We start from the raw sequence: 17,797 nt of genomic DNA, 5'->3' as shown, positions 1-17,797 counted from the left end.
ACCGCGATTCCCCCTTAAAGCGCACCCTTGCCGGTTTCGCCAGTGCGGATGCGCACGGCCTCCTCCAGCGCCAGCACAAAAATTTTCCCGTCCCCGATCTTGCCCGTACGCGCCGCGCGGCTGATCGCCTCAATGACCTGATCCAGCATCTCGGTCTCTATAGCCACCTCGATTTTGACCTTCGGCAGAAAGTTCACGACGTACTCGGCGCCGCGATAGAGTTCGGTATGTCCCTTCTGGCGTCCGAAGCCCTTGACCTCCGTGACGGTGAGGCCCTTGACGCCTAATTCCGATAGCGCCTCGCGGACGTCCTCGAGCTTGAATGGCTTGATGATGGCAACGACAAGTTTCATATAGCGGCAGATCTCCCGTCGGGTCACGGCGCACCCGGATTGCATGGATCGATCCGCGATGGCGTATTGTTCGGTGTCACCAGTTCAAACCCCGGCCCCTCATGGGCCTGCGCGACTTTACTCTCACCAGGATGGTGCATCAACTGCGCCAAAATGGGTAGCAATCGGCCACAAGATTTGTGCACCACTACACACAGGCCCCTGGACGCACGGGTTTGGGGCGGCGGCGCAACGGGTAAGGTGCGGCCGTTGACAGACGGAGGGCGCGGCGTGATGATGCGATCTTCGGCATCCATACGAGCGTCCCAATGTCAATATCTCATAAGAAGAAACTGCTGGGCGCGGCCTGCGCGGCCCTGCTGATTCCCTTGGCTGTCGCCTGGGCCGACAAGGACCCCGGCCCGGCCGCACTCTTTAAGGAGGTACAGGCGCTCGAGCATGGGGGCGCGCTGCTCCCCGGGAGCCACCTGTGGATGCACGGCTCGCGCATGGCCGATTACTACACCATCGATCGCGCCAACGCGATCGCCGTGAAGGCGGCGACCCACGGGGTCGCGCGCGTCACGCGCTTCCCGGCCGGAAGCCTCTACATCAAGGAAAATTTTGACATTCATAAAGTCCTGAAGACAGTGACCGCCATGCTGAAGGTGCCGGGTTATGACGCCGCGGACCGTGATTGGGTCATGGCCGCCTACAAGCCGAATGGCCACCTGATCGCTTACGGCCGTGTGCAAAGTTGCATCTCCTGCCACACGCTTGCCGCGAAGACCGATTTCACCTTCGCGCCGGGGACGAATCTTCCGATCGCCACTGTGCGGCAGTTTTTCCCGGGCCAGCCGATCTCGCCCGCCTATCGCGCGGCACTCGCCTCGCACGGCCCATCCTGAGGGAGTGAGGCGGGCCACGGCGGGCCGTTTCGGTCGGGAGCGGTGTGCGCAGGGGCTCGCCTCTTGCTCGTTTTTCCGCAAGGGTTCGGGTATCCTGCGGACTTTTTGGAGGGCAGCCGTGGAAGATCAGGGCAGTATTGAGCAGACTCTGCGGGAGCTTTGCGACCGCACTGCCACGCTTCGGGGGTATCTTTGACATCGATGCCAAAGAGGAGCGGCTAGTCGAAGTCGAGCGTGAACTCCTTGATCAACAGGTCTGGGCGGACCGGGTGCGCGCCCAGGAGCTTGGGCGGGAACGGGCGCGGCTCGCCGAGACCGTTGGCGCTATCCGGATTATAGAGACCGGGCTTGCCGAGGCCGCGGAGCTTTTCGTCATGGCGCGCGCGGAGGCCGATCAGGCCCTGACCGAGTCGATCGCGCGCGATGTGGGGGGGCTCAAGAAGCGGCTAGAGGCCCTCGAATTCCAGCGCATGTTCCCGGGCGATATGGACTCTGCCCATGCCTTCTTGGATATCCAGTCGGGGTCGGGCGGGACCGAGGCGCAGGATTGGGCGGAGATGCTTTTGCGGATGTACTTGCGCTATGGCGAGCGCCAGGGCTTTGCCACCGAAATCGTCGAGGTATCGGCCGGCGAGGTGGCTGGCATCAAGAGCGCCACGGTCAAGTACTCAGGCCCCTATGCCTTCGGCCACCTGCGCACGGAGACGGGGGTGCACAGGCTCGTGCGCAAGTCGCCCTTCGATTCCGGCAATCGCCGACATACCTCGTTTGCCTCGGTGTTTGTGTATCCCGAGATCGACGACACGATCGAGATAGAGATAAACCCGGCGGACCTGCGCGTTGATACCTATCGCGCAAGCGGTGCAGGCGGCCAGCACGTGAACCGGACGGATTCGGCGGTGCGCATTACCCATGTGCCAAGCGGTATCGTGGTTCAGTGCCAGACTGATCGTTCACAGCACAAGAACCGGTCGCAGGCCATGAAGATGTTGAAGGCCAGGCTCTATGAGGCCGAGATGCAGAAGAAGCGTGAGGCGCAGGAAAAGCTTGAGGAGGGCAAGTCGGACATCGGCTGGGGGAGCCAGATCCGCTCCTATGTCCTGGATCAGTCGCGCATCAAGGATTTACGTACCGGGGTCGAGATTGCCAACACCCAGGCGGTGTTGGATGGCGACCTGGATCGATTCATCGAAGCGAGTTTGAAGAGCGGTTTGTAAGGGGGCGGGTGTGGAAGAAGGGCAGGGCGGTATAGAGGCCGCAGGGGACGAGGATCGGCATATCGCGCAGCGGCGTGAGAAGCTCGACGCGTTGCGCGCCGAGGGTCAGGCCTATCCGAACGACTATCGCCCCGATCAACAGGCCGCGCCGTTATTGGCGCGTTACCGCGAGGCACCAGAGGGGGATCTGGACGCCGTGGGGGAGGTGCGGCTGGGCGGTCGGTTGATGACCAAGCGCGTGATGGGGCGGGTGAGCTTCTGCCACATCCAGGATGCGACTGGACGCATACAGGTCTTTGTGGAGCGCGACACCATGGGCCCGGCCTACGAGGCCTTCAAGCGCTGGGATCTGGGTGATATCGTCGGCGTGGCCGGACGGCTGTTTCGTACGAAGACCGGGGAGTTGAGTGTGCGTGCTTCCGTGCTTCGGCTGCTTGCGAAGAACCTGCGACCTTTGCCCGAGAAGTTCCACGGCCTGACCGATCAGGAGACCCGCTACCGTAAGCGTTATCTCGATCTTATCGTAAACCCCGAGACCCGCGCGATCTTCGAGCGGCGTGAACGCATCGTGGCCTATCTGCGGACGTTCTTGAAGGATCGGGGGTTCAGTGAGGTCGAGACGCCGATGATGCAACCGCTTGCGGGGGGTGCCACGGCTCGGCCGTTCGTGACCCATCACAACGCGCTCGACATCCCACTCTATTTGCGCATAGCCCCCGAGCTCTATCTGAAGCGGCTCGTCGTGGGAGGTTTCGACCGCGTCTTCGAGATCAACCGGAATTTCCGCAACGAGGGTTTGAGCACGCGCCACAATCCGGAATTTACGATGGTGGAGTTCTATCAGGCCTACGCCGACTATCGTGATCTCATGGGCTTGACCGAAACCTTATTGCGCGGCTTATGTGAGGATGTGCTGGGGACGACCACGCTTTCCTATCAAGGTGAGTGCTATGACTTCGGCATCCCCTTCGCGCGGCTTTCGATCGAAGAGGCGATCCACCACTATCACCCCGACGCGCCCGCTGATTTACGCGACATGGTGGCGCTCAAGGCCTTTTTGGCCACCAAGGGCCTACCCATGGAGCCCGGTCTCGAGGCTGGCGGTCTTCAGATGACGATCTTTGAAAAGACCATCGAGGGGCGACTGTCGCAGCCGACCTTCGTCACGGGTTATCCCGCGGAGGTCTCGCCTCTGGCCCGACGCAATGATGAAGACCCCTTTGTGACCGATCGTTTCGAGTTCTTCGTAGGCGGCCGCGAGATCGCAAACGGCTTCTCGGAGTTGAACGACCCCGAGGACCAGGCGCGGCGGTTCAAGGCCCAGGTCGAACGGCGCGGAGACGGCGACGAGGAGGCCATGCATTATGACGCTGACTACGTTGAGGCCCTTGAATACGGGATGCCGCCCACCGCGGGTGAAGGCATAGGCATAGACCGCCTGGTTATGCTCTTCACAGACGCCCCCAGCATACGCGACGTGATTCTGTTTCCGCACATGCGGCCCCAGGGTTCATGACGCAAAGCCCTGTCGTGTTCCTCATGGGGCCGACAGGGGCGGGGAAGACGGCCACCGTGTTTGCGTTGAGCCGTCTCCTGGCGATCGACGTCGTGAGCGTGGATGCCGCGCAGATCTATCGGGGTCTCGATGTCGGCACCGCCAAGCCTTCGCTTGCCGAACTGCGCGCCGTGCCGCACCATCTGATCGACATCCGCTCCGTGGCCGAGAGCTACTCGGCGGCGGCCTTTTGTGATGACGCTCGTCGGTTGATACATGCCGCCTGGCGACGCGGCCGCGTCCCGGTCTTGGTCGGGGGCAGCAGTTTCTATTTTCGCGCCTTGGAGTATGGGCTGCCCGACATGCCGCCGGCTGATGAAGCGTTGCGGACAGCGCTGTTGGCGGAGTTGGCCGACAAGGGCTTGGCCGCTCTTTACGCCGAGCTTGCCACACGCGACCCACGCCGGGCCGCGGCCATTGCGCCGACCGACCCCCAGCGTATCGTGCGGGCGCTCGAGATCGTGCGCACGGTGGGGCGGGTGCCGGAGAAGGTGGTCTCGTCCCCATGGCCGCACCCTATCCTCAAGTTCGCGATCAGTCCGCGCGATCGCTCGATTTTGCATAAGCGCATCGCAGTCCGTTTTCGTCGCATGATCGCGCGCGGTTTGATAGATGAGGGGATGTGGCTCTTTGGACAGAGTCTACCCTCGGGGGCCCCTACGCTGCGACTTGTAGGCTATCGCCAGGTCGGAGAATACCTCCGTGATAAAATCCCGTATAATGAACTCATCGAGCAGGGTAGCGCCGCGACCCGGCAGCTCGCTAAGCGTCAACTGACGTGGTTGCGGGCGGATGCGGCGGTGCAGTGGTTAGACGGAGACGGGTCCCGGGGGCCAGAGATCTGCGCGACGGCGATCCGGGATGCAGTGGATAAGCTGTGCGGCGACCCCTGAAGGGGTCGGCCAACGCGTCAGTAACGTTACTACAGAAGAACAGGAGAACTGTCATGAGTCAGCATAGAGGGCAGGCTTTACAAGACCCTTATTTGAATGTTCTACGGAAGGAGCATGTACCCGTTTCGATCTTTTTGGTGAACGGTATCAAGTTACAGGGGCAAATCGAATCTTTTGATCAGTTCGTGGTGTTGTTAAAGAACACCGTGAGCCAGATGATTTACAAACATGCGATCTCCACGGTCGTTCCCAGCCGACCGGTCAAGTTCAGTTTCGATATGGACGAGGCGGTGGCGGACAAGGGGGTAGGCGACGAGTAATCTCGAAAGCCTCGGCGAAGCCAAAGGCCGTGAACGCGCCGTCTTGGTGCATTTGCGGCTAGCGGACGCCGAGGAGCAGGAAGACCTCGAGGAGCTGAGGCTGCTCGCAGTCTCGGCGGGCGCGGAGATCGTGGGGGTCGTGGAAGGCGCGCGTCAGCAGCCCGATAGCGCGACCTATGTGGGCTCCGGCAAGGCCGAAGAGGTGCGCCAGCTGGTGGCTGTCATGGGCGCCGAGCTGGTCTTGGTGAACGCGGCGCTGTCGCCTGGCCAGGAGCGCAATCTGGAGAGGGTGGTAGGCGCGCGCGTGCTCGACCGCACGGGGCTCATACTCGACATCTTCGCGCAACGCGCCCATTCCCATGAAGGTAAGCTGCAGGTGCAGCTCGCACAGCTCGAGCATCTCGCGACTCGACTTGTACGCGGCTGGACGCACCTTGAGCGCCAAAAGGGCGGTATCGGCCTGCGCGGTCCGGGCGAGACCCAGCTCGAAAGTGATCGGCGCATGATCGGCGAGCGCATCCGCGTTCTCCACAAACGGCTCGATAAGGTGCGCCGGCAACGCCTCATGCGTCGTCGGGCTCGTCAGCGTTCGGTGGTCCCCACGGTCTCACTCGTGGGCTACACCAACGCCGGCAAGTCGTCACTCTTCAACGTCTTGACCGGTGCGGATGTCTACGCTGCCGATCGCTTGTTCGCGACTTTGGATCCCACTATGCGGCGCGTGGAGCTCCCGGAGGCGGGCGCCATGATCCTCGCCGATACCGTAGGCTTCATTCGTCACCTCCCCCATGGCCTAGTCGCCGCCTTCCGCTCAACACTGGAGGAAGTGCAGTTTGCCGACCTCTTGCTGCATGTGGTGGACGCGAGCCATCCGGAGCATCACGCCTATGTGGAGCAGGTCGATCGGGTGTTGGCCGAGATTGGGGCCGAGGATGTGCCGAGACTCATCGTCATGAATAAGGTCGATGTCTTGGATGACGCGCCGCGCTTGGAGCGCGACGGGTTCGGGCAGGCTGCGCGCGTGTTCGTCTCGGCGCGCACCGGGGTCGGGCTCGATCTCCTTTTGGACGCCATTCGTGAAAGGCTTGGTCCGCAGCGCGTGCGCGCCCAGGTCCGCATCCCGCTCTCCGAGGGACGCCTGCGGTCTCGTCTGTATGGTGCCGGGACGGTATTGAGTGAGGTGGTCGATGGGGAAAGCTTGCTCATGACGCTTGAGATGTCGCGCGAAGCGGGGCGTTGGATCGCAGCCGAGCAAGGTGCCGAAGTGACGTACATCCCTGCGGTCGGGGAGAAGGGCGAGCCCGTGTGCGCCGGGCACGCTTGAGTGCGCGCGCTCGCGCGTGACGCCCATCGGTTTAACGGGGCTTCTCCGACACATCGAACCTCTCGGCTCGGGCCCTCGTAGGCGGGCCTGTGCGGTGCGACGGGGCGACGCGCGCTTCTAGCTCGCCGTGTCAGTCGCCGTGACGGCCGTGCTTATTGACCGCCTGCGGGTGACCCCATGTGGAAATTGAGGGGACGCGCACCCCGACCCACCAGTAATCCCCTATGCTGTCTTGGCTATGTCCGCCTATGAGTTCGTGACCGGCATTAAGGCGGACGCGCGCGAGGTAGTCCTCGGCCTCTCGACGCCTACGAAAGAGCGCCCAGTTCACGGCGTTGGGAAGCGGGCTTCGGCTTGGCACCTCGTGGTCATTCTCCAATATCTCATGAGTCATCGTGCGCTCTCTCTTGAGTGTTTACGGCAAGCCATAAAAGCATAGCCTTTTTTCCGCAATTGCGCGTCAACCCTTAGGTTAAGGCGACAGCTGTCGATGTACGGGCTTGTGCCCGATCACGGACGCTACCGGGAGGGCCATGACCCAGTCCCAGGAGTTGTCGAGATATAGGGTGCCGCCGACGATGACCGGGTTTACGATGCCGAAGCGGCCGCCAAGATATTTTTGACCGATCAGGCGGCCGGTGCGCGGGTTCAGGACGAAGAGGCGCGGACCCGTGCTGATGAAGAGCTTGTGGTCATAGTAGGTCGCGGGCCCGCGGCCGGCCCCGGCGGCGCCCGCCTTGGGGATGTGCCACGTCCAGAGGACCCGGCCCGTGTGCAGGTTATAGGCCTCGTAGATATTGTTGACCGGCGTGCCGATGTAGACGACGTTCTTGTGAATCATCGGCACGCCGCCCTTGAAGGCTGGAGGTTTGGGGCCCGGACCCATGACATGGGTCCACAATACATGCCCGTCCTCGGCGTTATAGGCGCGCACTATAGTCGTGAGTGTCGTGTGGCCGCCGTGCGACGGGACGACCCCCACGGCGTCCATGACGACCACGCCACGCGCGACTGCCGGGGACACGTCGCCTAGACCGGGTTTGGTCGCACGGCGGATCGTGGCCTTCCAGGCAACATGCCCGTTCTGGGCGGACAGGCAATACAGATAGGGTATGACCGACAGGGCAACGTAGACATGTCCGTGATAGACGGCCGGATTCGACATGTTGGCGATGCCTCCGGCGCGTTTGATCCAAATCTGGTGGCCGGTTTGTGCGTTGATCGCATAGATGTCGCCCGAGCCCGTGTCGATGAAGAGCCTATTGTCTGCGATGGCGGGTGTGGGCATGGTCGCGCCCATCGTTCCAAAATGCCAGAGGAGTTTCCCGGTTGTCTTGTCGAGAGCGTAGACCCCGTTATAGCTCACCCCCGCGCCGCGTGCTGCGGTTTTCTGGGAGTAGCGCTGAACATTCGAAAAGTTGAAACCGACATTGCCGACGGTCACGTAGACAATATGGCCGGATACCAACGGGTCACCCATAAAGGTGTTGCCGACCGGACTTGTGCGCCAGATCAATCGACCCGTGCGGGCATTTAGCGCATAGACGAACTGGTCATCACTTTCGGCGTAGATGATGCCGTCAACCGCCGAGACACCGAGGGCGTTTCCGTAGAACTGTGTCATGGTGGCTAGTGCGAGCCGCTCACCGTAGACCTTGGCGCCGTACGGCTCGTGGCGGGACAGCGGCCAAGCTCTGGCCTCCGCATAGTGCCAGGTGACACCGTTTTTGAGCCAGGCGGGCGCGCCGGTCGGGACGGGGTAGGCGGCGTTGTGGCGAGGATTGCCATAGGCGTGTGTCCATCTTTGCGGGAAACCGACGCGATCGGCCGGGGGAGGCAGGTTTTTGGGATAGAAGACGCGCGCATAAGGGCCGTGCCCAGAGCCCGGGACGAGCGCGCCCGTTGCGCTTGTCGGGTCTAGGAGCAGGGTGGAGGCGGCGAGGCCCGTGAGGAATCGCATTGTGTTCGACATAGTGGTCCTCCATGACTTGCCATACGGTAGCGTATGACAAGTCATCGCGGACGAGACGAAAGCCCGGGCAGCAGGGGCTGGGTAGTCAGGAGTGGCGCTTTGCCGGGCGATCTCACGGCGCCTGCAGCCGGCTCTTCCGAAAGGGGCGCTCGGCGCGAGAAACAGGTGTTGCGCCCAGGCGGGATGGGCGGCGGCCAGAAAGGCTCTTTCCTGTCTGGCGTTTGGGTTCTGAGCCTGCCCGTTAAGCCCGCTGGACCCCTCTTGTGCTCGCTCTGTCCGGAGACGCCGCTCAGTCTCCAGTCGCCGGGCTGCGCGAGGCGCCTTCCTTGGTGATGTAGTCCAGGAAGGCCCGCGCCACGGGCGAGATTTGTTTGGCAGCCGGGTAGATAACATACCACTGGCGTCGCAGGGGGAAGCCGCGCACATCAAGGACCGCAAACGCGCCCGAGGCGGCATCGAGGGTGAGGGTGTGTCCGGACAAGACCGATAAGCCCAGTCCTCCAGCCACCGCCTGCTTGACCGCTTCATTGCTGCCGAGTGTCATGCGGATCTTGAGACGTATGTTGTGCTTTTCGAAAAACCGCTCAGCCGCGAGTCGCGTGCCGGAACCCGGCTCGCGCATGATGAAAGGCTCCTGGGCCAGCTGCTCGGGCTCTATGTCTCGCTGCGAGGCGAGCGGGTGATCGGCGGGTGCGAGGAGCACGAGCGGGTTTTCCATGAAGGGGCGTGCGACGACACTCAAATGATCGGGGGCTTGGCCCATGATATAGAGATCGTCCAGGTTTTGTTTCAGGCGCTCTATCAGCTGGTCGCGGTTCGCCACCTCCAAGGTCGCCTCGATTCCTGAATACTTTTTACAGAACGCCCCAAGGAAGTGTGGAGCGAAGTACTGGGCAGTGGTGATGATGGATAGCCTCAGGCTCCCGCGTTCGAGGGCGCGATCGGCGGCAACTTCCGTCGCCAGGCGCTCCAGACGATCATAGACATCGAGCGCGGCCGCGTAGACGAGTCGTCCGGTTTCGGTCAGAAAAAGTCGCTTGCCAATCTGTTCGTGCAGCGGCGCCCCGACGGTGCCCGACAGTTGCTTGATCTGGATGGATAAGGCGGCGGGCGTCATATGCAGCTCTTCCGCGGCACGCGTCATGTTCAAATGGCGCGCGAGCGACAGGAAGATCTTCAATTGGTGCAGCGTGACCCGACGCAGCAGCATGTCTATAGAATATCTTAACGTATGAGATTGTGCGTTTAATAATAATAAATAGCGCGGATTCTGTAAAGTTGGTCCCCAGTCCGGCCGCTGACGATATCCCGGGGCGTAGGCGCGGGCCTCGCGGCTTTGCCCCTTACATCACCTCAGGGCCCGCAGCGGGGGGTTTTGAGCGAGGGATTCAGGGAGCAGGGTTTGTTTTCTGTGTGTCCCCCGAGTGCGGTTGGTCCCGAGGCGCCCGCCTTGGGGCGTCTGGGGGCGCGCCTTCGACACGCGATGTCCCGGCAGGCAGGGCTATGGTTTAGTAAAAGATAACATTAAGTTTTTTTTACTTGGCCTTATGGCTCGACCTTTGTACATTGGGCGCCCAATACCGCTTTGCAGGTCGGATTGATCGTTACTTGAGGAGGGATTATGGCTGGAAAGTATGAAGCCGGCGTCAAGGAGTACCGCCAGACGTATTGGGCTCCGGACTACGTGCCGTTGGACTCGGATATTTTAGCGTGTTTCAAGATCGTGCCGCAGCCCGGCGTTGACCGGGAAGAGGCGGCGGCGGCGGTGGCGGCCGAGTCATCCACGGGTACGTGGACGACCGTGTGGACAGACCTGCTGACCGACCTCGATTACTACAAGGGTCGCGCGTACCGGATCGAAGACGTTCCAGGAGACGATACCGCCTTTTACGCCTTCATCGCCTACCCGATCGACTTGTTCGAGGAAGGGTCGGTGGTAAACGTCTTCACGTCCCTCGTCGGTAACGTGTTTGGCTTCAAAGCCGTGCGTGCGCTGCGCCTCGAAGATGTACGCTTCCCCCTCCACTATGTGATGACCTGCAACGGTCCGCCGCATGGCATCCAGGTCGAGCGCGACAAGATGGACAAGTATGGGCGTCCCATGCTCGGCTGCACGATCAAGCCCAAGCTTGGCCTGTCGGCCAAGAACTACGGGCGCGCGGTCTATGAGGGCTTGCGCGGCGGTCTGGATTTCACCAAGGACGACGAGAACGTCAACTCGCAGCCGTTCATGCGCTGGCGCGATCGCTTTCTCTTTGTGGCCGATGCCATCCATAACGCCGAGGCGCAAACCGGCGAACGTAAGGGGCATTACCTGAACGTCACCGCGCCCTCGCCGGAGGAGATGTATGAGCGCGCCGAGTTCGCGAAGGAGTTGCGCATGCCGATCATCATGCATGACTTCCTCACGGGCGGCTTCTGCGCGAATACCGGGCTTGCGCGCTGGTGCCGCAAGAATGGCGTGCTTTTGCACATCCACCGCGCCATGCATGCGGTGATTGACCGTAACCCGCACCACGGTATCCATTTCCGTGTGCTGACGAAGGCCTTGCGCCTGTCCGGCGGCGATCACCTCCATACCGGCACCGTGGTTGGTAAGCTCGAAGGCGATCGCGCCTCGACGCTTGGATGGATCGACCTTCTGCGCGAATCCTTTGTTCCGGAAGATCGCAGCCGTGGCATTTTCTTTGATCAGGATTGGGGCTCTATGCCGGGCGCCTTCGCGGTCGCCTCGGGCGGTATCCATGTCTGGCACATGCCGTCTCTGGTCAAGATCTTCGGGGACGACTCGGTCCTGCAGTTCGGCGGCGGCACCCTGGGGCATCCGTGGGGTAACGCGGCGGGTGCGGCGGCCAATCGTGTGGCCCTCGAGGCCTGCGTTGAGGCCCGTAACCGCGGCGTGGAGATCGAGAAGGAAGGAAAGACCATATTGACGAACGCGGCGCGTCATTCGCCAGAGCTCAAGATCGCCTTGGAAACGTGGAAGGAGATCAAGTTCGAGTTCGACACGGTCGATAAACTCGACGTCCAGAACCGCTAATTTTCGGGATCAGACACGCTATTCAGTAAGGAGGTCGCTATGGCCGATGTGCAAGAGTACAAGCAGGCTCGTCGATACGAGACGTTCTCGTATCTCCCCCCGTTCTCCGCGGAGCAGACCCGTGCGCAGATCCAGTACATGATCGCGCAAGGATGGAATCCGGCGGTTGAGCATATAGAAGCGGGCCGTCCTTTTACGTATTTCTGGTATATGTGGAAGCTGCCGATGTTCGGTGAACGCAACGCCGATGTGGTGCTCGCGGAGATCGAGGCTTGTCGCCGGGAGTACCCGAACCATTCGATCCGGTTGATCGGGTACGACAACTACACCCAGAGCCAGGGCTTGTCGTTCGTGGTGCACAGGGGTTCCTGAGACACGATGAGATCAGTGGGCCAGGTCCGGGCATTGGCCGGACTCTGGGCCGCATAGGGGGACACTATGTCTGATTTATCCTCATCCGGGCCACTCCACGGCCGGGCGTTAGCGCAGGAGATGCGCCGGCGCCAAGCCGAGCAGAAGACGCGCGGACAGGGAAAGGCGGCGGTCCGGGCGCAGCAGGCGAAGCCGGAGGTGAACCGGAGGGTCGCACCGGCGACCGCCGTGGAACCGGTGGCGCTCGAGGCGCAGGCAGCTAAGCCCCGTGGGCGCGAGGTGGCGCGGGCGCGCCGCGCGGCGCGCTGCGCGGGGGCCCAGTGTTGGTCGGATCCCAAGGAGCGGGCCGCAAGCGTTGCTCCGGCTTCGATGCCCGCAGCCGAGGACCCGAAGCCCGAGAAGCCGAAGGAGACCGAGGTCGTGGCGCCTAGCGAGGAAGCGGCGTTGATGGATTCGATCTGCGAGGTCGCGGAGGGCAATCCGGAGGCGCTTGGGTGGCGTGAGACGGGCGTGCGCGCCTTGTGCAAGGCGCGGCGGCGGTCAGTCGCGCAGCGTGGCAAGGTCGCGATCCCGGTGCGCAATGGGCTCATTTCGGCGGCGGCTCGGCAGCACTATCTCGAGACGGGGAACGCACGCGAATTCGCGCGCCTGCATCGTCGAGAGTTAGCCACCCACGGTCGTGGCGCGGCGCAACCGGCGCGGCCGAGTGGGCGGCGACGCAAGCCCGAAGCCCCGCCCAAGGTGGAAGTCGGCACGACACTATCTGGGAGCCCGGTGACGGGCACTCAGGTGGATCGCACGCGGGCCATCACGGGCATCGAGCCAGGATCTTGCCGGACGATTACCGGGACCGAGTATCTGGGGTCGGAGCACTACGCAGGTTTCTGTGAGGCGCGCCCGGCGCCGCGCCCGGCCAAGGTGCGCGTCGGTCGTACGGGGCGCGACTTGGATGTGACCGGCACCCATATGGGACGGGTCGGATCGGTCACGGGGGATGAGGCGGGAACTTGCCGCCCCGTCACCGGGACCGAGTATGTCGGTAGCGATGACTTTCAGGCGGTGTGCAAGATCGAAGCGCCGACGCGGGCCCCTAAGGTCGCGGTGGGCCGTACGGCGCGTCGTGAGCTCCCGGTAAGCGGCAGCGACGAGGCGCGGGCCAATCGGGTGACGGGCGCGGAAGTGGGTGAGAGCGCGAAAATCACGGGCTCGCAGTATGCCGACGGCGGAGCGGCGCGCATGACGATCAACGGTGCGCCAAAGAAGGTGGCCTTGACGCATACGATCAGTGGACGGCCTGTTTCGGGGACCGCGGTGGATCAAACCACCAAGATCACGGGGCTCGATGCCGGCACGTGCCGCACGCTTACCGGCACTGAGTATTTGAGCCACGAGAGCTTCACGTCGGTCTGCGGGACGCGTCCCGAGCCCACCGAACCGCCGAAGGTCGAGGAGAGCTACACGGAAAAGCGGCAACGCATCACCGGCAATCTCGTCGATCGGTCGGAAAAGGTGACAGGGAACGAGCCTGGTTCGTGCCAGCGCCTGACCGGTACGGGTTACAACGGTCCACAACTCTGTGGCGGCGGTGCCGACAAGGTGCAGCGCATGACGGGTGTCGGAGGCGGGACGGTGACCGGTACGGGGATGGACCGACTCCCAAAAACGACAGGTGACGAGCGCGGAGGGTGCTGGCCCGTCACCGGAACGGTATATCACGGGCGTGAGCACTACGCCCCCTGCGCAAGCACCCCGCAGGCGGGAGCGCGTAAGGTCGGTCTGACGCGGACGGACAAGGGTCATCTGGTGAGCGGCCCGTTGTTGGGGGCCGACGAGGCTGTGACCGGTAACGAGGCGGGTGTGCATTTGCCCGTGACCGGTACGCCCTATGCTGGACGCGAAGAGTCGGCAATGAGCGGATATGAGGCGGCGGCCATGACAGGAAAAGCCGAAAACGGGACGCAGTCTGCAGGTTGCGGCGGAGGCTGCGGTTGCAAGCGCCGGTTTGAGGAGCTTGAGAATCGCGTGCGCGAGTTGCAGGCCGAGGTCGGGTCGACCGCGGGCGGTGGCGTGATGCCGAGCGGCCGTTTTGTCGCTGCGACCTTCCCGGAGGCGCGGGCGGTACAGGAGCCGCCAGCGGTCGGCGGCTTCAGCGTGGCGGCTCCTGCACAGGAAGGCCGTTCCCGGATCACGGGGAACGCCGCGGACCATGGCGCGCGCATTACGGGGCCTATCAATTTGGCACGTGGGTTGGTCACGGGGACTCCGGAGTTCCGGGCGCGTGACACCATGGCCCTGAGTGCGCAGGCGGCCCCAAAGCTTGTGGCAAGTGAGGCGGGCGAAGAATCGACGCCTCCGGCCGCCGGAGCCTGGCGCATTACGGGCGACGACTGGAGTCGTGGTGGTCGTGTGACAGGTACCGAGGGTCACTGGGCGCAAGGCCGCAACCCGACGCAGCGTGGCACCGCGCGCACCTGTGTCATGTCGGCGGCGGGCAACCGTGAACGGCCATTGGCCGTGCCTGTGCCGGAGGGCAAAGTCACAGGCAGCAGCGGGAACACGGGTAAGGGTTCACTCGTGACCTATTCGGGCGGGGCGCGGGGATGATGACGCCCAATCCGCGGGCGACGGTCGTACGTCGCGGCCACGGAGGCTAGCGCCATGGACACGCGCAAATCCGCTCTATTGCGCCGCGCGCGGCACGGCGGCGACGGCGCAGGCGTCTCTGCGGGTCGCTTGCCGCAGGCCCGGTCACAGGTGACGTGGCCGCGCTCGGGGGCGATGCGTGCGGAAGCCTTAGGTGTTGCGCACCCGGCATGCGATACCTTGCCGGGTCGGACGTGCCGCCACGCGCTCGTGGATCGGGTGGAGAACGCACGGCTTTTCGGGTGCGAGCAGGAAACCAAGGCGCGGTTCGACGGGATCGTGCCGGCGTTGCAGGAGATCGCGGCGCTGGGCCGGGGGACGGAATTCGCAGGGCGCGCGCAGACTGTGGCGCGCGAGCGACTCGGCTTTGAATTGCCGATGTCGGTGCTGGATCGTGCCTGGGTGCGCGGCGCGGATATGGGCAGTTTGTACGCCCACGCGGTATTCCAGGCGCTGTCTTTGGCGGTGGCGCGGTTTTCGGATCAGATCCGCGAGGAGCTCGCGGCGGGTCAGGGATGGGATGGGCTCTTGGTCGATTGCGGGTTCCACGCTATGAACGTCTCGGCCTGCGCGGATGGGCGCTTGAAGGGTCTTTTTCCCTATATCCTGCGCATGCCCGCGTCGGCCCTGGTGCGCAGCAGCGCCTTCGCCGGCACATTATTCGATGTGGAAGAGGATGTGCGGCATTGGGAACATAGTGAGCTTCGGCGGTTCCGGGATGGGTTTCCGACCACGGCTGATGCGCAGACTCGCTATCTCAAGGTGGCCGTGTATCACACGAGCTCGCTCGATCCGGCGCACGAAGGCTGCGCGGCGCATGGGAGCAGCGAGCACGCGGCGACCGAGGCGGCCTTGGAGCGATTGAATGAGTTCCGGGCTGCGATAGAGAACGAATTTTGTTGCGGGGCCGGAACCGACCTCCTGCTCATTGGGGTGGACACGGACACGGATGCGATTCGCATCCACATCCCGGACGCGAAGGGCGATTTGAGCGCATATCGGTCGATCGACAACGCGGAGTTGTACCGGCGGACCTTGGAACTTGACGCGGATCGGGCGCGGCTTGCGGTGTACGAGGCGATCGAGGCTGCGAGCGCGACCGACGGCTGGGGCAAGGGTGAAGGGATGCCGCACGACGGTATGCGCAGGCTTATCGCGACCTTGCTTGTGAACAATATGAGTCAGATCGAGTACGTCGCCGAGTATCACGGCGGTTGGTATGGGGATAACGGTCACGGGGAGCGTTTCGTGAGCGTAGGGGACGGGTTTCCGGCGGTGCAAGTTCGGAATATCGCCTACTACGCGCGCATCGATACGGTCGAGGAGGGAGTGGCGGATCTCGATGTCGGAGTGAAGATCTTCCGGCACTTGAATGTGGAGCGCGGTTTGCCGATCCCGGTAGCGCTGCATTACCACTTCGACGGGAGGGTTCCTGGGAGCCGCAGGCGCGTGGAAGGCAAGATCCAGCGTGTGGCCGAGGCGATACGTGCGCGTTATGGACGGTTGGCAGAGGACGGACTTTTGCATCTGCATGGAAGCATTCAGGATCTAGAGCCAGGAAGTGCTTTGGAGGAGGTTGCGCTCAGATGAAGATCATGCGGGTGGAGAAGACATTGGTGTCCACCAACCGCATCGGTGAGATGGGGCATAGGCCATTGCTGGTTGTGCAGGACAAGGAAGGGGGCCCGCGGTCGGTGGCAGTGGACGCGGTGGGATGCATCCCGGGGGATTGGGTGATTTGCGTGGGGTCGTCGGCAGCGCGTGAGGCGGCGGGCAGCAAGGAATACCCCTCAGATCTCACTATCGTTGGGATCATCGACAACTGGAGCCCTGAGTGACATGGAGATCATGCGCGTGGTCTCGGATTTAGTGGTGACCCGGCGCGGGCCCGGCTTGAAGCAGAGCTCCTTGCGGGTGCTTCAGGACAGTTTGGGCAAGTTGAGTGTGGCCACCGATCCCGTGGGGGCGCCGCCCGGGAAATGGGTCTTTACGGTATCAGGGTCGGCGGCGCGGTATGCGCAAGGGGATTTCGAGGTCCATACCGACCTGACCATCGGTGGGATTATCGATTTTTGGGAGCCGTAAGGCGGGTTTTTGGGCTATGGTCTGTATGGAGGGATGGAAATGGCAGAGGTGACGGGTATTGCATTGGGCATGATCGAGACGCGTGGCTTGGTGCCGGCGATCGAGGCGGCAGACGCGATGAGCAAGGCGGCGGAAGTGCGCCTCATCGGCCGCCAGTTCGTGGGCGGCGGCTACGTGACGGTGTTGGTGCGCGGCGAGACGGGTGCCGTGAACGCGGCAGTGCGTGCCGGTGCCGACGCCTGCGAACGAGTGGGAGATGGCCTAGTGGCGGCCCACATCATCGCGCGCGTCCACTCCGAGGTGGAGCACATCCTGCCTAAGGCCCCGAGCGCCTAAAAGGCGTCGCGGTCCGGGCTTTTAATGGCGTTTAGTTGAAGGAGATTCGGAAATGGCAGATGTATCGGGTATAGCATTGGGTATGATCGAGACGCGTGGCTTGGTGCCGGCGATCGAGGCGGCGGATGCCATGACCAAGGCGGCGGAAGTGCGCCTCATCGGCCGCCAGTTCGTGGGCGGCGGCTACGTGACGGTGTTGGTGCGCGGCGAGACGGGTGCCGTGAACGCGGCAGTGCGTGCCGGTGCCGACGCCTGCGAACGAGTGGGAGATGGCCTAGTGGCGGCCCACATCATCGCGCGCGTCCACTCTGAGGTGGAGCACATCCTGCCTAAGGCACCGAGCGCTTAATATAGCTCGAGGCGGCTTGGCAGATTCTGCACGCGCCGCCTGGCTCTGGTGACGGGATGTCGAGACAGTTGATGCGAATGGTTCGAGACCTTCGAGGAGAACAGGAATGGCACTGACGGGTATAGCATTGGGCATGATCGAGACGCGTGGCTTGGTGCCGGCGATCGAGGCGGCGGATGCCATGACCAAGGCGGCGGAAGTGCGCCTCATCGGCCGCCAGTTCGTGGGCGGCGGCTACGTGACGGTGTTGGTGCGCGGCGAGACGGGTGCCGTGAACGCGGCAGTGCGTGCCGGTGCCGACGCCTGCGAACGAGTGGGAGATGGCCTAGTGGCGGCCCACATCATCGCGCGCGTCCACTCCGAGGTGGAGCACATCCTGCCTAAGCGTCCTGACGGCGACGGCGGCGGGCGCGACGGTGACGTGACCGGGAACTTGAGCTGAGCGCGGAGG

The 17,797-nt window shown here is 63.2% G+C and carries 18 protein-coding genes and 1 pseudogene; 15 read left to right on the top strand and 4 right to left on the bottom strand.

Annotation, left to right across the window (positions count from 1 at the left end; genetic code table 11):
* Positions 1–14 precede the first annotated feature (14 nt).
* On the bottom strand, positions 15–353 hold the full coding sequence (glnK, locus tag ACYCTF_RS06010) for a P-II family nitrogen regulator (RefSeq protein WP_461284669.1): 339 nt from the start codon (positions 351–353) through the stop codon (positions 15–17).
* A 308-nt stretch (positions 354–661) separates the two neighbouring features.
* Here glnK and ACYCTF_RS06005 point away from each other — a divergent pair, with 308 nt between their 5' ends.
* The 6 genes and pseudogenes from ACYCTF_RS06005 to hflX form a co-directional block, all read left to right on the top strand.
* Entirely contained in the window at positions 662–1,240 is a 579-nt protein-coding gene (locus ACYCTF_RS06005) for a cytochrome P460 family protein (protein ID WP_461284668.1), read from the top strand.
* Positions 1,241–1,358: 118 nt separating this feature from the next.
* Positions 1,359–2,457 (top strand): peptide chain release factor 2 gene (gene prfB / locus ACYCTF_RS06000; RefSeq protein WP_461284667.1). Its coding sequence is split into 2 segments (ribosomal slippage): positions 1,359–1,433 and positions 1,435–2,457, totalling 1,098 coding nucleotides; the frame shifts between segments, so codons are not numbered across the junction.
* Between the two features lie 10 nt (positions 2,458–2,467).
* On the top strand, positions 2,468–3,973 hold the full coding sequence (gene lysS / locus ACYCTF_RS05995; RefSeq protein WP_461284666.1) for a lysine--tRNA ligase: 1,506 nt from the start codon (positions 2,468–2,470) through the stop codon (positions 3,971–3,973).
* Positions 3,970–4,905, top strand: coding sequence for a tRNA (adenosine(37)-N6)-dimethylallyltransferase MiaA (miaA, locus tag ACYCTF_RS05990; RefSeq protein ID WP_461284665.1), 936 nt, complete (start codon positions 3,970–3,972; stop codon positions 4,903–4,905). Before lysS ends, miaA begins: the two co-directional genes overlap by 4 nt.
* 53 nt (positions 4,906–4,958) lie before the next feature.
* Positions 4,959–5,225: an RNA chaperone Hfq gene (gene hfq, locus ACYCTF_RS05985; protein WP_461284664.1), complete on the top strand. Its 267-nt coding sequence runs from the start codon at positions 4,959–4,961 to the stop codon at positions 5,223–5,225.
* Positions 5,226–5,265: 40 nt separating this feature from the next.
* A pseudogene (hflX, locus tag ACYCTF_RS05980) lies at positions 5,266–6,549 on the top strand (ribosome rescue GTPase HflX); the annotation flags it as partial.
* A gap of 130 nt (positions 6,550–6,679) precedes the next feature.
* Here hflX and ACYCTF_RS05975 read toward each other — a convergent pair.
* The 3 genes from ACYCTF_RS05975 to ACYCTF_RS05965 all read right to left on the bottom strand — a co-directional run bounded on the left by ACYCTF_RS05975 (position 6,680) and on the right by ACYCTF_RS05965 (position 9,731).
* Positions 6,680–6,943, bottom strand: a complete 264-nt coding sequence (locus ACYCTF_RS05975; protein WP_461284663.1) for a hypothetical protein — start codon at positions 6,941–6,943, stop codon at positions 6,680–6,682.
* 78 nt (positions 6,944–7,021) lie between these two features.
* Positions 7,022–8,521, bottom strand: a complete 1,500-nt coding sequence (locus ACYCTF_RS05970; protein WP_461284662.1) for an outer membrane protein assembly factor BamB family protein — start codon at positions 8,519–8,521, stop codon at positions 7,022–7,024.
* Positions 8,522–8,810: 289 nt separating this feature from the next.
* The gene (locus ACYCTF_RS05965) at positions 8,811–9,731 is read right to left on the bottom strand and encodes a LysR substrate-binding domain-containing protein (protein WP_461284661.1); all 921 of its coding nucleotides are present in this window, start codon (positions 9,729–9,731) and stop codon (positions 8,811–8,813) included.
* A 411-nt stretch (positions 9,732–10,142) separates the two neighbouring features.
* On the opposite strand from ACYCTF_RS05965, the gene ACYCTF_RS05960 reads away from it, so the two are divergent.
* From ACYCTF_RS05960 to ACYCTF_RS05920, 9 genes are all read left to right on the top strand, one after another.
* Entirely contained in the window at positions 10,143–11,561 is a 1,419-nt protein-coding gene (locus ACYCTF_RS05960; RefSeq protein ID WP_461284660.1) for a form I ribulose bisphosphate carboxylase large subunit, read from the top strand.
* A gap of 39 nt (positions 11,562–11,600) precedes the next feature.
* On the top strand, positions 11,601–11,933 hold the full coding sequence (locus ACYCTF_RS05955; RefSeq protein WP_461284659.1) for a ribulose bisphosphate carboxylase small subunit: 333 nt from the start codon (positions 11,601–11,603) through the stop codon (positions 11,931–11,933).
* A gap of 66 nt (positions 11,934–11,999) precedes the next feature.
* Complete coding sequence (locus ACYCTF_RS05950) at positions 12,000–14,537, top strand: CsoS2 family carboxysome shell protein (RefSeq protein ID WP_461284658.1); 2,538 nt, start codon at positions 12,000–12,002, stop codon at positions 14,535–14,537.
* Between the two features lie 54 nt (positions 14,538–14,591).
* Positions 14,592–16,166: a carboxysome shell carbonic anhydrase gene (locus ACYCTF_RS05945; RefSeq protein ID WP_461284657.1), complete on the top strand. Its 1,575-nt coding sequence runs from the start codon at positions 14,592–14,594 to the stop codon at positions 16,164–16,166.
* Complete coding sequence (locus ACYCTF_RS05940) at positions 16,163–16,414, top strand: carboxysome peptide A (RefSeq protein WP_065972137.1); 252 nt, start codon at positions 16,163–16,165, stop codon at positions 16,412–16,414. The genes ACYCTF_RS05945 and ACYCTF_RS05940 overlap by 4 nt, the downstream gene beginning before the upstream one ends.
* A gap of 1 nt (position 16,415) precedes the next feature.
* On the top strand, positions 16,416–16,661 hold the full coding sequence (locus tag ACYCTF_RS05935; protein WP_461284656.1) for a carboxysome peptide B: 246 nt from the start codon (positions 16,416–16,418) through the stop codon (positions 16,659–16,661).
* 39 nt (positions 16,662–16,700) lie between these two features.
* Positions 16,701–16,997, top strand: coding sequence for a BMC domain-containing protein (locus tag ACYCTF_RS05930; protein WP_461284655.1), 297 nt, complete (start codon positions 16,701–16,703; stop codon positions 16,995–16,997).
* Positions 16,998–17,049: 52 nt separating this feature from the next.
* Positions 17,050–17,346, top strand: a complete 297-nt coding sequence (locus tag ACYCTF_RS05925; protein ID WP_461283651.1) for a BMC domain-containing protein — start codon at positions 17,050–17,052, stop codon at positions 17,344–17,346.
* 106 nt (positions 17,347–17,452) lie between these two features.
* Positions 17,453–17,788, top strand: coding sequence for a BMC domain-containing protein (locus tag ACYCTF_RS05920; protein WP_461283650.1), 336 nt, complete (start codon positions 17,453–17,455; stop codon positions 17,786–17,788).
* Positions 17,789–17,797: the final 9 nt, after the last annotated feature.

Source organism: Acidiferrobacter sp. (assembly GCF_054609335.1).
Note: the sequence above shows the minus strand (reverse complement) of the source record. Positions and strands in the feature narration are given on the sequence as shown.